The organism is Hominimerdicola alba 8 (genome assembly GCF_000178155.2).
In the GTDB taxonomy this organism is placed as follows: Bacteria; Bacillota; Clostridia; order Oscillospirales; family Ruminococcaceae; genus Hominimerdicola; species Hominimerdicola alba_C.
Map to the genome: position 1 here is coordinate 25938 of NZ_ADKM02000100.1, position 14585 is coordinate 40522.

The 14585-nt window shown below is 48.5% G+C and carries 12 protein-coding genes; 7 read left to right on the plus strand and 5 right to left on the minus strand.

The genetic code is table 11. From position 1 onward, the window contains the following. Positions 1-262: 262 nt before the first annotated feature. A complete protein-coding gene (locus CUS_RS12390; RefSeq protein WP_002851167.1) occupies positions 263-2332 on the plus strand; it encodes a CotH kinase family protein in 2070 nt (689 codons plus the stop codon). A gap of 50 nt (positions 2333-2382) precedes the next feature. Here the strand turns inward: CUS_RS12390 and CUS_RS12395 are convergent, their stop codons facing one another. The 5 genes from CUS_RS12395 to CUS_RS12415 all read right to left on the minus strand — a co-directional run bounded on the left by CUS_RS12395 (position 2383) and on the right by CUS_RS12415 (position 5861). Next, positions 2383-3234 (minus strand): hypothetical protein, encoded by an 852-nt coding sequence (locus CUS_RS12395; RefSeq protein WP_002851256.1) that lies wholly within the window; start codon positions 3232-3234, stop codon positions 2383-2385. Positions 3235-3385: 151 nt separating this feature from the next. Next, positions 3386-4534 carry a zinc dependent phospholipase C family protein gene (locus CUS_RS12400; protein WP_002851198.1) on the minus strand — a complete coding sequence of 383 codons (1149 nt, stop codon included), beginning with the start codon at positions 4532-4534 and terminating at the stop codon, positions 3386-3388. Positions 4535-4574: 40 nt separating this feature from the next. Next, positions 4575-5156: a flavin reductase family protein gene (locus CUS_RS12405; RefSeq protein ID WP_002851286.1), complete on the minus strand. Its 582-nt coding sequence runs from the start codon at positions 5154-5156 to the stop codon at positions 4575-4577. Continuing rightward, positions 5153-5509 carry a hypothetical protein gene (locus CUS_RS12410; protein WP_002851314.1) on the minus strand — a complete coding sequence of 119 codons (357 nt, stop codon included), beginning with the start codon at positions 5507-5509 and terminating at the stop codon, positions 5153-5155. Before CUS_RS12410 ends, CUS_RS12405 begins: the two co-directional genes overlap by 4 nt. Then, entirely contained in the window at positions 5502-5861 is a 360-nt protein-coding gene (locus tag CUS_RS12415; protein WP_227945382.1) for a hypothetical protein, read from the minus strand. Before CUS_RS12415 ends, CUS_RS12410 begins: the two co-directional genes overlap by 8 nt. A 199-nt stretch (positions 5862-6060) precedes the next feature. Between CUS_RS12415 and miaB the strand changes: the two genes are divergently transcribed. The 6 genes from miaB to hfq all read left to right on the plus strand — a co-directional run bounded on the left by miaB (position 6061) and on the right by hfq (position 14580). Further along, the gene (miaB, locus tag CUS_RS12420; protein WP_002851213.1) at positions 6061-7458 is read left to right on the plus strand and encodes a tRNA (N6-isopentenyl adenosine(37)-C2)-methylthiotransferase MiaB; all 1398 of its coding nucleotides are present in this window, start codon (positions 6061-6063) and stop codon (positions 7456-7458) included. Positions 7459-7751: 293 nt separating this feature from the next. Continuing rightward, positions 7752-8165 carry a YlbF family regulator gene (locus CUS_RS12425; RefSeq protein ID WP_002851163.1) on the plus strand — a complete coding sequence of 138 codons (414 nt, stop codon included), beginning with the start codon at positions 7752-7754 and terminating at the stop codon, positions 8163-8165. Positions 8166-8262: 97 nt separating this feature from the next. Further along, positions 8263-10878: a DNA mismatch repair protein MutS gene (gene mutS / locus CUS_RS12430; protein WP_002851274.1), complete on the plus strand. Its 2616-nt coding sequence runs from the start codon at positions 8263-8265 to the stop codon at positions 10876-10878. Between the two features lie 210 nt (positions 10879-11088). Next, on the plus strand, positions 11089-13230 hold the full coding sequence (gene mutL, locus CUS_RS12435; protein ID WP_002851273.1) for a DNA mismatch repair endonuclease MutL: 2142 nt from the start codon (positions 11089-11091) through the stop codon (positions 13228-13230). A 73-nt stretch (positions 13231-13303) separates the two neighbouring features. Continuing rightward, positions 13304-14266 carry a tRNA (adenosine(37)-N6)-dimethylallyltransferase MiaA gene (miaA, locus tag CUS_RS12440; protein ID WP_002851262.1) on the plus strand — a complete coding sequence of 321 codons (963 nt, stop codon included), beginning with the start codon at positions 13304-13306 and terminating at the stop codon, positions 14264-14266. A 65-nt stretch (positions 14267-14331) separates the two neighbouring features. Beyond that, positions 14332-14580, plus strand: coding sequence for an RNA chaperone Hfq (hfq, locus tag CUS_RS12445; protein ID WP_002851215.1), 249 nt, complete (start codon positions 14332-14334; stop codon positions 14578-14580). Positions 14581-14585 lie beyond the last annotated feature (5 nt).

The following is a 14585-nucleotide window of genomic DNA, read 5'->3' on the forward strand; positions in this document are numbered from 1 at the left end:
GCTCGGCAGACAAAAACATCATAAAGACGCCATCAGGTGTCTTTTGCAACGGCTGGCTCATCTGATGTTTTCAGGCTTTTTACGGTGAGCAGGGAAGTGATTTATTCGGATAGCTTCCGAAAGAATCATATACTGCCCTCTGGGTTGGGGGCAGACCAGAGAGCTTTCGGTGCATGAGCCGTGAGCTCTGACCATGTAAATATCGCACAGCCTGTTTGCTTCGGTAAACAGGCTGCTTTTATTTGAAAGGAAATGACAATAAATGAACAGCAAAAGAATAATTGCTCTGCTGGCGGCGGCAGTGCTTGCCATTTCGGTGACAGGCTGTGCTGACAGTTCAGGCGGTAATAAAGACAGCAACAAAGCGGCAGATACGCAGTCTGCTCAGGCTGAGGGCGAGGATAAAGATGCTCCCGAAGTCCCTGTTGACTCGACATTTGACGAGAACCTGCCACAGGTGGCGTTCAGCCTTGAAAGCGGCTTCTATGACAGCGAGCAGTCGCTTGAACTTTCTGCGGGCGATGGCATGATTATCAGATACACAACCGACGGAAGCCTGCCTACCGCTTCTTCGCAGGAGTATACCGAAGCTATCCGTCTTACCGACCGCAAAGGCGATTTTGCCACCCTTGCCGAACATCGCGACATCTCGGCCAACGGAGATTATAATCCGCCCATGAACGTGCTGAAAGGCAACGTTATCCGCGCCGCCGCCTTTGATGACAAGGGCAGTCACGGTCAGGTCATCTCGCACACTTTCTTCGTGGGTATAGACAGACAGAAAAAATACGGCGATGTGCCTGTCATCTCAATAATGATAGACCAGTCAGACCTCTTCGATTACGACAAAGGCATATATACACTGGGCAGATGCCACGATGAATGGCTTGCAGAAGATAAAAGCAACGCCTCTCTCGATGGCTGGAAGCATGAAGCAAATTACACCCAGCGCGGCAGGGAATGGGAGCGCCCTGTCTATGTGGAATATCTCCTTCCTGACGGCACTTCCGCTTTTGCACAGGATATGGGCGTGCGCACGATGGGTGCGGCTTCCCGCAACGAGTACCAGAAGAGTCTGCGCCTTACCGCACGCAAGGAGTACGGTGAGAAAAATGTCAGCTGTGAGATAATTCCCGATAACGCCCGTTCTGACGGTAACGGGAATGTGGAGAAATACAAGTCCTTCGTGCTGAGGAACGGCGGAAACGACTGTAACTTCGCTAAGATACGCGACCCGCTGTTACAGTCGATGATAGCCGACAAGACTTCCTTGGAAACACAGCAGTTCACCCCTGTAGTGGCTTTTATCGACGGCGAATACTGGGGCATGTACACTCTCGTTGAAGACTACAGCGATAACTATATCGCCAACAATTACGATATCGACAACAAGAATGTTGTCATGATTAAATGCGGCGAGATAGAAGAAGGCGAGGAAGACGACATAAAACTCTACAGCGATATGTACGAGTTCATCACCGCCAATGATATGTCAGATGCCGATAACTACGCTAAAGCCTGCGATATGATAGATATGCAGAGCCTTGCCGATTACATGGCTTTCAACATCTATATCGCCAACGAGGACAGCATAGTGCAGGGCAACAACTGGCGCATGTGGCGCGTTCGTGACGGCGGCGGTGCGGCTGATGTCGCAGACGGCAGGTGGCGCATGATGGTCTATGACACCGACTATTCCTGCGGCATATATGCAGGCGGTCAGAACTATGACAGCAATTTTATCAAAAAAGCTATCTCTGCCACAGAAACTTTCAAAGACCTCGAACAGCCCCCCATCGATATATTCCGCAGTTTGCTGAACAATGATGATTTCAAGCAGATGTTTATTCTGTCCCTGTGTGATATGCGTAATATCAGCTTTGAAAAGGGAAAGGTCGATGATGCTTTCGATGATATGTCAGCGCTGTACAAGCCGCTGGTCAAGGACACTTTCACTCGCTTTGGTCCAAAATACGCAAAGGACGGTCTTGACTACAACACCATGCTTCTCAGAGATTTTCTTGACGGCAGATATGATGTATTCATGTATCACATCACCGACAGCTTCAAGCCCGGAAATAAGGTGAACGTTACTGTCAGGACTTCTGACAGCGCGAAGGGCGGCGCGGTAATGAATACCACTGCCCTCGACCTCAGTTCGGATTTTTCGGGGGAGTACTACACCGCTTACCCCATTACCCTGACAGCTGATCCGAAAGCAGGCAAGTTCGTCAGATGGGAAGCTGACGGTGCTGAACTTTCCGACCCTGATTCCGATATCACAGAAGTGACACTGTCAGCCGACTGTACCATAACAGCAGTCTATGAATGATCATGAAATATGTAAAGGCAGGGAAGCCCCCTGCCTTTTTTGTGCATTTGTCAGATAGTGCCTGTTACTGTGATCACTACTGTTCCGGGAACTACGGCATATTCGCCTGTTACAGGGTCTTGTGATATCGTCGCCGCAGGAACGGTGACAGCACCCTCAGAAGTTGTCAGCAGACCCGAAACCTCGTCATAGCTGTAGCCTGTGGTCTTTGTCTGACCGTTCATAGTCACCGTTATATCTCTAAGCGCAGGTGTGAAGGTGTCGGTTATCACAGCGTTGTCAGTCGCAGCAACTTCGGTGTTGCCGTAGTTGTAGACGGTAAAGGAGTAAGTCACCTGACTGTTTTCGCTTACAGTTGTTGGCGACAGTGTCTTTACCATGCTTATGACAGGCTGCTGTACCGCAGTCACAGTGGCAGAAACGGTCATATCCTCTGTCAGTGCCGCACCTGAAATGACAGCGGTGTTGGTTATAGAACCGTCAGCCGCAGGCGATGCGAAGCTGTTCGCCCTTGCCTGATATACTATCAACGCGTTACCCTCAGCGGGTATATCGATACCGTCCAGTGTCAGCGGCTGTTCAGCTGTCACAGTAGGTGCAGGCTGTTCCTCACCGTTGATGAAATACTTTACCGACTCTGTCATGATATCCAGCGGGTAGACGGTCTGACCCTCAGCGGTTTCATATGCGCCCAGATCATCTGTGACAGTCAGATCCGTAAAAGCCGAATTGCTGTCGTTTGTGATGCTTATGACATAAGTCACAACACCGTTGGGACTGTAGGTCGGCAGAAGCGAAGTCTTGTCTGCGGTAAGCGACTGCACGATCTCACCTGTGGTGATGTTTGAGTTGATGGTGTTGCCGTTGTAGCTGAATGCTGCCTGATTGTAAAATGTTGCCATGATTTATTCCTCCGTTATTTTTTTATTCATAAGGACTTTCCGTCCTCACTTACATAATATGCAGCAGAGTTCAGCATGACACAGCTTAGGCAAAAAAATACCGCCTGCCCGCTGAATATCACAGCGCGGCAGACGGTCACGTTCTGTTATTTTAGTTGATTATCCAGATCATACTGCTGTTTTCGGGTTCGTAAGCCGCAGTTGTCAGCTTTCCGCCCTTGCCTGTCAGAACCTTTGCATAGCCGCTTTCTTCGGTGGTTATTACAAACCTGCGGTTGCCCAGTGCCTCAACACGGAACTGCGCAGCTTTGCCGTCTATCTTAAGATAGTCATAGCCGCTGCACTTCTTGTTGACATATCCGCCGTCAGCGACTTTAAGACCGAAAGTGCCTTTCTCGCTGAGGCAAACCATCATCTTCTGCTCTCTGTCCTTATCTGCTTCATCGGGTAGGATGCCCTTTTTGGTCACCGTCAGCAGCAGACCGCTCGCTTCATTCTTGAAGCAGTACATCTTGCCGTCACAAAGGAAATTGCCGCTGTCCTCATTGCAATCTTTGTAGAATTTCAGCAGCACAGCCATAACATGCTGTTCGGTCACAGGCAGAGTGTTCTTCGCAGTGTCGTCAAAAGCTCTCGGGTCGAGATGCAGTATGGTGTCAACATATTTGCCCGCATACTTTATCAGCCTGTTGAATGCTTCTGCGGGGTCAGCCTTTTCGTACAGCTTTGAAAGCCGCTTGTCAAAGCCGTCAGCGCTGAAATTCTGATAGCTGTTGTTTATCTGCTTCTCAAAAGCATTGTGTACGTTGCTCGCCTTGATGCCGCTTGCCATGTTGGCAACATGGGGCGTACAGCCCATGTCAGATACAAAGTGGAGCGCTCTTCCCAGCGCAGTCATGGCTTCGCCGGTCTTGCCGCTCTTGTAAAGTGAAACTGCCGCCGTGTAGTTTGCGCGGAACAGCGTCCTCGCACTGGGAGAGAATTCGCCCAGTCTGTTGCGGTAGAACCCCTTTGTTTCTTCCAGTTCTTTGCCCTTAGCGTTCATGCAGGAATAGTAGTGCATACCCGAACCTTTGTCCATATCGCCCATCTTATCGGGCTGTAAAGCACCATCAGTTATCTGCTCATGCCAGTCCTTGTAAAAGGCAGCAGGTCTGAGTTTTTTCTCCTTTTCCAGAAGTTTCAGCGCATCTGCAACTATGTGCCTGTGTACATCAGCACTCCACGCAAAGGCGCGCTTTACCTTGAAACGGCTGCATACCAGTGCCGCCGCCGCTATAGTCAGCATTTCTTTCTTCATAACTTACTTTCCTCTTTTACTATAGTATTGCATGCGCCCGCTACCTGCGGCGCTTTTTATTTTTCCTTACAGAATATCCGAAGCTGCCCAGCTGCTTCCCAAGCTCAAAATATCCGCCGTGAGCATAAGCTATCAGCCCCGCCTTTTCAAGACACAGCTTGCCGCTTTCATCGAGCAGTTCCTGCGCCGAATCTATACCCACGATATCAGCTATGAACATATCGTGGCTGCCTAAGGGAACTATCTCCCTCACCTTACATTCTATGCTGACCGGGCATTCCGCGATAAGCGGCGCAGAAACTTTCACCGCATCTTCGGTGTGCAGCCCGCATTCCGCGAACTTGTCGGTCTTTGCACCTGTCTTTACGCCGCAGTAGTCCACCGCCCTTATTATATCTTTGGTGGGCAGATTGATAACGAACTCACCGCTTTGTTTTATCATCTCGTAGGAATATCGCTCAGGTCTTACCGAAATATAAGTCACAGGCGGTCTTGTGCAGAGTATGCCTGTCCACGCCACAGTCAGCACGTTTACCTTGCCGTCATGGGCGCAGCTTACCAGCGTTGGCGGCAGCGGAGATGTTATCACACTGCCTTTCCAGTGTTCCTTGTTGTAGGTCATTTCAAGTCCTCCTGTGAAAAGCCGTGTACCTTTTTATAAATGGCATCGTAGTCCTTGTATAGCAGCTGTACCGTGTTCTCCAGAAAGAAATAGTGCTTGATGTAAGGCACCAGCAGCACCAGCAGCAGTACCGCCAACGGTATCAGCATCAGCTTTTCGGATAACGCTATCGCCAGTATGGTGATGACGGTACACAGCGCGAACAGCACCATCACTATCAGGTGAATGAACCTCTCATGCTGGAATTGGTGCAGCTTTTCAGTGTGATATTCAAGCAGCTGTCCGAAGTCGCACCCCTCGTTTTCCAGACATTTCAGTATATATTTGCGGTAGTTTGTCAGATACTCAGTCATTGCCGCCGCTCTCCGACTTTTCCGCACATTCCGAAAGGTCAATGGGGATAGAGTCTTCTATCTCAAGGTCGCGCAGCTTCTTTTCCGAGAATTCTTTCATCTTTGCTTTGCGCTTTTCCTCCGCCTCAATATCCTTTGCGACTGTCATTACAAGCAGTTTGTCAATAGAACTGTAATATCTGCCGATACGCTGAAAGAAATTCGGCTTGCCTTTTTTCTTCTTCGAGGGTATCGTCAGTATCGCCAGCGCAGTCGAAACAGAAGCCGCCATTATAGCCTTTTCGGGCTTTGAATCCAGCTTTATGCTGACCTTTTTGCTGAGTTTCTTTATATCCTCTTTATTCATTGACATTACCTGCCCTTCATATAGTTTTACACTTTATTATACACCATTTTCAGACTGATTTCAAGGGGGAAAATAAAATTTTACAGAGTAATGTGTTTTTTTGTTCATTTTCTATCAGTTGACAAATGCTGAAAAAAGATATATAATAATTAAGTATGCAAACTAAAATGGAATAACAGTATCTTGTGTTGAAATGAGGGACATGATGACAGAGAATTATACCCCCGCCGCTGACCGTGAGGACGCGGTGGAAAGTCTGAGGTTATGGGCTGAAAAATATAGCGCCGATAATGGTCATTCGCCGCTGGCTTTTGTGCATTCCTACGGCTGCCAGCAGAATGTCAGTGACGGCGAGAAGATAAAAGGCATGCTGGCTAAGGTGGGCTATGATTTCACCGATGATACCGACAGCGCCCAGCTGATATTGCTCAATACCTGCGCCGTCCGCGAAAATGCCGAGGACAGGGTATTCGGCAACATCGGCAATTTCAAAAAACTTAAAGAGCAGAACCGTGAACTTGTGATAGGTATCTGCGGCTGTATGGCTCAGCAGAAGCATGTCGCTGAAAAGATAAAAGCGTCATATCGTCAGGTCGATCTTGTTTTCGGCACTTTTGCCTATAATGATATGTATTCCATGCTGTGGGAGGTCATCTCAAAGCATAAGCGGCTCTTTAACCAGAGCGAAGCCTGCACCGAGATAGACGAAAGCATGACTCAGCTGCGTGAGGATAAGGTAAGGGCATTCCTGCCGATAATGTACGGGTGCAATAATTTCTGTACCTACTGCATAGTACCGTATGTTCGCGGCAGAGAGCGCAGCCGCAAGCCAGAAGCTGTCATTGCTGAGGTGCGCAGTCTGGTCGAACAGGGCTATAAAGAGATAACTCTGCTGGGGCAGAATGTCAATTCCTATGAATACGGCTTCCCCGCACTCCTGCGCGAGATAGATAAGATAGAGGGCAAGTACCGCATACGCTTCATGTCCAGCCACCCAAAAGATGCTACTAAAGAACTGATAGATGCGATAATCGACTGTGAGCATGTCTGTACACATCTGCACCTGCCTGTTCAGGCGGGCAGCAACAGGGTGCTTAAAGCCATGAACCGCCGCTATACAGTGGAAAAATACATGGAGATGATAGACTACGCTCGCAGCCGTGTCCCCGATTTTTCTTTTACCACCGACCTGATAGTAGGTTTTCCGGGTGAGACTTATGAGGAATTCTGCGAAACTAAAGAGGTCATCAAGCGGGTGAAGTATGACAACATTTATTCATTCGTTTATTCCAGAAGAAGCGGCACTCCCGCAGCAAAGTTTGAAGACCATGTGACCGATAAGCAGAAAGGTCTGTGGCTGAGAGAACTTCTGCTTGAACAGCGCGAGATAACTTCGGAATGGTTCGGCAGATTTGTCGGCAGGACCGTCGAAGTACTCGTCGAGGGCGAGGGCAGGACAGGAGAGGGCTGGCTGACAGGCAAAAATGATGAAAATATCATCGTCGAAGTCAAGGCAGATAAAAAGTATATAGGCGAATTTGTCAGGGTGCGCATAACCAAAGCTATGAACTGGGCACTCAGCGGCGAACTCGTTTCAGAATAAAAATCTATGTGGTTATCTCGCTGACACACTACCAAAACAGCGGTTTTACAGAACTTATAGCAATCCGCCTTAAAATTCAGACAAAATCCAGTCACAAAATCCATAGATCCGAGCTTTTGCAACTGGATTTTGTGAATTTAAATTGTTGGATTGCTATAGATGTTTGGCGTATATCTTTCTCCACGCAGGCGGAGGAAGATATGCGGCGCTCAATTATCCTTTTGTTTAACGCATTTTCAGCCGGTGTGCTGAAGGGATAGTCATAAAAATCTATAATATTACAGGAGTGATCTATGATGAACGTTATCGAACTCACAAGACAGCTTGGCAAAGCTATACAGGAAGATGAAAGATATAAGAAGTACGAGGAAGCAGCAAAGTTCAATGACACTGATACCGAACTTCAGAATTCCATCGGCAGATTTAACCAGCTGCGCTCTGAACTTGGCGTTGAGATGCGCAAGCCCGATAAAGACGCTGACAGGCTCACATCTCTCGACAACGAGATAAAAGAGTTGTATGACGAGATAATGGCAATGCCCAAGATGATCGCTTTCAATGAAGCAAAGGACGAGATAGATGCACTGATGAAATCGGTCTACTATATCCTCCAGCAGGCAGCCGGCGGCGAAGATCCCGAGACTTGCCCCGCTCAGGCACCTACAGGCTGTTCGGGAAGCTGCGCTTCATGCGGCGGCTGCGGCTGATAAATTACAGATGATACCTTATCCCGACCATGCGCGGTGTGTTTATTTTGCGCGCAGCGGTCGGGCGATACCTTTTATATAGAACGGAGTGGCAGAGATGACACTGAAAGATATAGACGAATCTAAGCTAACGCCCATGATGCAGCAGTATGCTGCGGTGAAGAAAAAATATAAGAACCATATCCTCTTCTACCGACTGGGCGATTTCTATGAAATGTTTTTTGAAGATGCACTGCTGGTATCAAAAGAACTTGAACTGACTCTCACAGGCAGGGATTGCGGTCTTGAAGAACGTGCACCGATGTGCGGCGTGCCTTACCATGCCTGCGATGTCTACCTGAAAAAACTGATAGAAAAGGGTCATATGGTGGCGATATGTGAACAGACCAAAGACCCTTCCGAATGTCAGGGACTTGTCCCCCGTGAGGTCATAAGGGTGGTCACACCGGGTACACTTATTGAGAGCAGTATGCTCGATGAATCGTCAAACAATTATCTCTGCGCGTTCTATATGAAAGCTAAGGAAGCCTCGCTCTGCCTTGCGGATATCTCCACAGGCGAGGTGCATCTGTTTGAATTTTCGGGCAAAGATACCGCAAACAGCGCTATAAACGAACTGTCCAGATTTTCTCCCTCCGAGATACTTATAAACGATGCTGTCCTCTCGAATAAGGAGATATCAGCCTTTATCCGTGAAAAGATAAAGACCAGCGTCCAGCTGCTTGAAGATGCAGACTTCGACCCCGAACACCACACCGATGAAGTGCTGACCCAGTTCTCGGTCAACAGCCTCGACTCGCTGGGACTGAAAGCTGACAGTATAAGCGCATTCGCGGTCTGCGGATTGTTCGCCTATATCCATGATACCCAGAAAGCGCTTGTCGGCAGATTTTCCGAGATAACCCGCCACGATGCCGACCCGATAATGACCATCGGCTTTACCGCAAGGCGCAATCTCGAACTTACCGAAACACTTCGCAATAAGCAGAAAAAAGGTTCTCTGCTTTGGGTCATCAGCAATACCAAGACCTCAATGGGCAACCGTATGCTGAAATCATGGCTCGAACAGCCGCTCATTAATCCCGCAAAGATAATCGACAGACTCAATGCTGTTGAACAGCTGGTGCGCGACCCCGTTGCACTGGGCGAGATAAAGGAAGTTCTCGGCGGCGTGTATGACCTTGAACGCCTTATGACAAGGGTGATGTACAAGTCTGCCAGCCCCCGCGATATCAAGTCGCTCTCGCTTACTGCACTGAAACTTCCCGACCTGAAAAAACAGCTTTCGGCATTTGACGGCAAACTGCTCAAAGACTGTAACCGCCGCATCTCCACCCTTGATGCCATTTCAAATCTGGTGGAAAATGCACTGGTCGATGAACCGCCCGCAAATGTCAAGGACGGCGGAGTGATACGCGACGGCTTCAATGAACAGCTTGACGGTCTGAGAAATATAATCTCAGGCGGCAAGGGCATAATAGATGACATTGCCGAGCGTGAAAAGGAAAAAACGGGCATCAAAACGCTGAAAATAGGCTATAACCGCGTTTTCGGCTACTATATCGAAGTCACAAAATCCTACTATGACCTGATACCCGATAACTATATCAGAAAGCAGACCCTCACCAACTGCGAGCGCTTCATAACCGATGAACTGAAAGTGGCTGAGAATACGATTCTCGGTGCCAGTGATAAGATACTCTCACTCGAACAGGAGATATTCACTGAAGTGCGCGACTTTATCGCCACACAGCTTCGCATAGTGCAGGATACAGCCACTGCTGTCGCTGAGGTAGATGTGCTTTGTTCCTACGCGACTGCGGCTATAAAGAATAACTACACCAAGCCTGAGATAGCCATCGACGGCATAATAAACATCAAAAACGGCAGACATCCCGTTGTAGAACTTATGCAGACAGATGAGGTCTTCGTGCCCAACGATACTTATCTTGATCTGGGCAGCAACCGCATGTCTGTCATTACGGGACCAAATATGTCGGGTAAATCCACGTACATGCGTCAGGTGGCGCTGATAACCCTTATGGCACAGATAGGCTGTTTCGTGCCCGCCGATTACGCCAAGATCTCGGTGGTCGATCAGATATTCACCCGTATAGGCGCATCTGATGACCTCACCGCCGGTCAGTCAACTTTCATGGTGGAAATGAGTGAGGTCGCAGACATAGTAAAACATGCCACCAAAGACAGCCTTGTTATCCTCGATGAAGTGGGAAGAGGCACTTCTACTTTTGACGGCATAGCCATAGCCCGCTCGGTGTCTGAGTATATCTCCACATCGCGTTCGCTGGGCTGTAAGACCCTTTTCGCCACCCATTACCATGAACTTATATCCCTTGAAGATGAACTTACGGGAGTAAAAAATTACTCTGTTGCAGTCAAGCGTCAGGGCGATAATATCAAGTTCCTGCGAAAGATAGTTCCAGGCGGCGCAGATGAGAGTTACGGTATCGAAGTTGCAAAGCTGGCAGGTCTGCCAAGCAAGATAATCGGCAGAGCCAAATCTCTGCTGGGCGAGATGGAAGCCGAAGCCATCAAAGCAAAGGCTGCCGCCGCAAAAGCCGATGCCGACCAGATCTCATTCGATAAGATAAGCGACAGCATAGTGACAGATAAACTCCGCAAGACCAATATTGACGAAATGAACGATGAAGAACTCCGCGCATTCGTCAAAGATCTGCTGAGGTATGTGTAATAAATATGGTTGTCCCGCTGACCACCGTACCAAACAGCCTTTCGGCGTTTACTATAACAATAGCCGGCGGTTTTCTTTCCCGCGCCGCAGGCGGGGAAAAGAAAACACCTCATAAATGTTCCTTGCCATACCTTTATTCTTAATGGTGTATCAAAGGGATGACCATAATAAACTTTAAGGCTGAACTTAGCCATAGAACAGGAAAGCAAAATGTCAGAGATAAGAGTTTTGAGCAGAGAAGTTTCCGAACTTATCGCCGCAGGTGAGGTCATCGACAGACCCGCTTCGGTGGTCAAGGAACTTCTTGAAAACGCCATAGATGCAGGCGCAACGAACATAACCGTTGAGATAAAGAACGGCGGGCGCACCTATATGCGCGTCACCGATAACGGTAAGGGCATCGCACCCGACGATCTGCCCACTGCCTTTCTTCGTCATGCCACCAGCAAGATCTCGCAGAAAGATGACCTTGACAGCATAATGACTCTCGGTTTTCGCGGTGAGGCGCTGGCTTCTATCTGTGCGGTGGCGAAAGTCGATGTGCTGACCAAGCGCAAGGACGACAGCTACGGCACTCACTACGCTATCGAGGGCGCGGAGGAAAAGACCAGTGAGCAGTGCGGCTGTCCCGATGGTACTACTTTTGTTGTAAGGGATATTTTCTACAACGTTCCCGCAAGACTTAAATTCCTAAAAAAAGACAGTTCCGAAGCAAACCACGTTGCCGATCTTGTCACTAAGCTGACCCTTTCTCACCCTGACATTTCTTTCAAACTGATACGCGATAACAAGACCGAACTGCTTACCGCAGGTGACGGCAAGATATATTCGGCAGTTTATTCGGTCTATGGCAGAGAATTTGCCAACAGCCTGATAGAAGTTGACTATACATGGCAGGGCATACACGTTCACGGTCATGCGGTCAAACCGCTGGAAGCCAAGCTGAACCGCAAGTTCCAGAATTTTTTCGTCAACGGCAGATTTGTCAAGTCAAAGGCTTGCGCCGCCGCACTGGAGGAAGCCTACCGCAATAATATAATGGTCGGAAAATTTCCCGCGTGTGTGCTGTATATAGACGTTCCGCCAAACACGGTAGATGTGAACGTACACCCCACTAAAATAGAGGTGCGCTTCTCCGATGAAAAGCTGATGCACGAAGCCGTCTATTTCGCCGTGAAAAACGCGCTGATGGAGCGCGATGCTCCCCGCGAGATGGTGCTTGATAAAAAGAAGAATTTCTCCGCTCATGAACTTTACGATTTCCCGCCCGAAGACAACAGCGTTCAGCTGGAATTCGGCGTTGAAGAAAAAGAAACACTGACTGAGGAAGTCCCCGCCGACAGCATTCGCGAGGAGATGGTCAAGCCTGTTGTCACCGAACCTGCAAAAGAGATGATGACACCCGAACAGCCCGCCCCTCAGCCGAAGCACGAGCCTGAAAAAATTCAGTATCAGCCGATGGCAGAAGATGACAGACCTCTTCCCCCGCCTCCTGAGGAAAAGCCTTTTGAGCCGAAAGTGACAAAGGTAGAAAATATCCCCATAGATGAGGAAAGCCGTAAGGCGGGCGAAGACCTTTTCCTGTCTGAACTGGGCAGTGCTGAACCTGCACCCGCACCAAAACCGAAGGAAAAGATAACAGTCGAAGAGATAAACAAAGTGTTGCAGGAGATGCCTCTGCCCGATGCACCCGATGAAAACGACAGCAGTTTCCATTACATCAGCGGCAGAAGTTTTGTGCGTTCGGTGGTGCAGGAAGTAAAGCGTACTCCCAACAAGCCCAAGCCGATAGTTGTCGGTGAACTTTTCAAGACCTACGTGGTGGCACAGGCGGGCGACGAGATGCTGCTTATGGATAAGCATGCCGCCCACGAAAGGTACATTTTCGAGAAGATAAAGGGCGATATAAACGAACTTGAAACGCAGATGCTTCTCGAACCCGTCATGGTCATGCTTTCTTATGAAGAATATGATGCGCTGGCGGCAAATGTGGATAAACTGGGCAGACTGGGCTTCGAGATAGAACCTGATGTCGCACCGACAGTGGCGGTCAAGGGCGTGCCGATAATTCTCGGCGCTGACAAGAACCCCACCGAAGTAGTGACTGCACTTGCAAAGAATTTCATTCAGTGCAAGCATGACCCACAGCTGGATATATTCGATGACCTCTACCATTCGCTCGCATGCAAAGCGGCGATAAAGGCAAATGATGACAGTACACTGATAGAATTGCAGGCACTTCTCAATGCGGTCTACGAAAATAATGAAACGCGCTATTGTCCTCACGGCAGACCAGTGCTGATAAAGCTGACAAAAAAGGATATCGAACGCCAGTTCAGAAGACTGGTCTGACCCATATGATGTTGAATGACAGTGCCGATGCCGCAAAAGTGTCGGCAGGACCGATATAAAACGAGGTGATAAGGTGGACGAAAACAAAATACCTCTGCTGGTCATAGCAGGACCGACCGCATCGGGCAAAACTGCACTGGCGGTAGAACTGGCAAAACTCTATGACGGCGAAGTTATATCGGCTGACTCTATGCAGATATACAAAGGACTGAATATCGCCACCGCAAAGCCGACTATCGAAGAGATGCAGGGCGTTCCCCATCATCTGATAGATTTTCTCGATGCGGGCGAACCGTTCAGCGTGGCAGATTATGTGACGCTTGCATCAGAGAAGATACGCGAAGTCAGGAACAGAGGACATCTGCCGATAATATGCGGCGGAACAGGGCTGTATATCAGTTCACTGGTGGATAATATAATCTTTGATGACACAGGCAGTGACCCCGCCATACGCGCACGCCTGGAGAAGCAGGCAAAAGAAGAGGGCGCACATGCCCTCTGGCTGAAACTGTGTGAGGTAGACCCCGAAACTGCTGCTAAGGTACATGAGAATAACCTTCCCCGCGTTATAAGAGGACTGGAAGTCTTTGAACTGACAGGTACCAGACTGTCAGAACATAAACTAAACAGCAGGCGCGAACCATCGCCCTATAATGCTTGTATCATAGGGCTGACCGCCGAGAACAGACAATATCTATATGACCGCATCGAGCGGAGAGTACATATAATGGCTGAAAACGGCATGGTGGAAGAATGCAGGGAAGTCTGGCAAAAGGGCGGACTTGCAACAGCAGGTCAGGCAATAGGCTATAAGGAACTTGTGCCATATTTCGAGGGCAGCGCTTCACTTGAAGAGTGCCTTGATAAAATAATCCTTGAAACAAGACATTACGCTAAAAGACAGCTGACATGGTTTAGGCGAGTTGACAATATTTCGTGGGTCAAAATTGATATTTTTGACGATTTGAAAAAAATTATTGAAAATGTTCAAAAGATAGTAGCCAAATCAGAAATTATGTGTTATAATATAAAATGATGTATTGTAATGATATATCCGATAAGTGAAAACCTACACGAAGAAATAGAGAAGGAGTGTAAAAAATGAATAAGAATATCAATCTTCAGGACGTTTTTCTGAATCAGGCAAGGAAGGAGCAGGTGATGGTCAAGTTCATACTTATGAACGGCTATCAGTTCAAGGGCATAGTAAAGGCTTTTGACAGCTATGTGGTATTCCTTGACTGTGAGGGAAAGCAGAACGTTGTTTACAAGCATGCTATCTCCACCATAGTTCCCGACCGTTCGGTAAATATCCACGACGCGACAAGAACTAACCAGAGCGAAGGCTAAAAAGG

Coding starts and splice junctions, on each gene's coding strand:
- CUS_RS12390 (WP_002851167.1), top strand. CDS start 263: ATGAACAGCAAAAGAATAATTGCTCTGCTGGCGGCGGCAGTGCTTGCC.
- CUS_RS12395 (WP_002851256.1), bottom strand. CDS start 3,234: ATGGCAACATTTTACAATCAGGCAGCATTCAGCTACAACGGCAACACC.
- CUS_RS12400 (WP_002851198.1), bottom strand. CDS start 4,534: ATGAAGAAAGAAATGCTGACTATAGCGGCGGCGGCACTGGTATGCAGC.
- CUS_RS12405 (WP_002851286.1), bottom strand. CDS start 5,156: ATGACCTACAACAAGGAACACTGGAAAGGCAGTGTGATAACATCTCCG.
- CUS_RS12410 (WP_002851314.1), bottom strand. CDS start 5,509: ATGACTGAGTATCTGACAAACTACCGCAAATATATACTGAAATGTCTG.
- CUS_RS12415 (WP_227945382.1), bottom strand. CDS start 5,861: ATGTCAATGAATAAAGAGGATATAAAGAAACTCAGCAAAAAGGTCAGC.
- miaB (WP_002851213.1), top strand. CDS start 6,061: ATGACAGAGAATTATACCCCCGCCGCTGACCGTGAGGACGCGGTGGAA.
- CUS_RS12425 (WP_002851163.1), top strand. CDS start 7,752: ATGATGAACGTTATCGAACTCACAAGACAGCTTGGCAAAGCTATACAG.
- mutS (WP_002851274.1), top strand. CDS start 8,263: ATGACACTGAAAGATATAGACGAATCTAAGCTAACGCCCATGATGCAG.
- mutL (WP_002851273.1), top strand. CDS start 11,089: ATGTCAGAGATAAGAGTTTTGAGCAGAGAAGTTTCCGAACTTATCGCC.
- hfq (WP_002851215.1), top strand. CDS start 14,332: ATGAATAAGAATATCAATCTTCAGGACGTTTTTCTGAATCAGGCAAGG.